This is a genomic window from Bartonella sp. AA78NXGY (assembly GCF_042197005.1).
Classification (GTDB): Bacteria; Pseudomonadota; Alphaproteobacteria; order Rhizobiales; family Rhizobiaceae; genus Bartonella.
In genome coordinates this window covers 1-798 of record NZ_JBHIRI010000080.1, presented here as the reverse complement: position 1 = coordinate 798, position 798 = coordinate 1, and the positions used below count along the sequence as shown (strand labels likewise).

General features: G+C 42.2%; 1 pseudogene. It reads left to right on the top strand.

The features are described 5' to 3' along the window. A pseudogene (locus ACFINL_RS09735) lies at nt 1-798 on the top strand (hypothetical protein); the annotation flags it as partial.

Here is a 798-nt window from a genome sequence, read left to right as displayed (position 1 = left end):
TCAGCTTTATTCCTTGCATCAGACGCTAGCGATGTATTTAGGAGGGGGAGCTAGCTATGAAGGTGGCGAATGGAGGGCTCCGGAATTCAAGGTTTCACAATTCAATTCTGATGGTAGTTCGTCAGAAAAGAAGATCTATCATGATGTAGCAGGAGCTTTTGATGGTGTCAGTGATGGTATGACGAGTATCAACGAGCGTATTCATGATGTTGAGAAGAATGTGGCGAGCAATGGTTTGAATTGGAATGAAGAAGAAGGCGCGTATGATGCGAAGCATGATGGCAAGTCGAGTAAGATTACGAATGTATTGGATGGTAAGATAGAAGAAGGCTCGCAAGAAGTTGTTAATGGTGGTCAGCTTTGGAGCACGAATGAGAGGGTAAAAGAGGTCGAAGACAAAGTAGATACGATAGATCAACATGTGAAAGATATTGAAGTAGCCGTAACGGATGGCGTTGTTTCCTATGATAAAGATAGTGATGGGAAAAAGACCAATAGCATTACGTTAGTAGGAGGCAATGACAGCGAACCTGTTATGATAGACAATGTAGCGGCAGGCAAGATTGAAACAGGTTCTCAGCAAGCTGTTAATGGCGGTCAGTTGCATGATTATACTGAAGAGCAGATGAAGATAGTTCTTGAAGATGCCAATAAGTATACGGATGAGAAAGTTAGTGGTCTTGTCAATGATGCTGTTAACGAGTCGAAATCCTATACGGATATGAAGTTTGAGACATTGAATTATGCTATTCAGGATGTTCGGAAAGAAGCAAGACAAGCTGCTGCTATTGGTCTAGC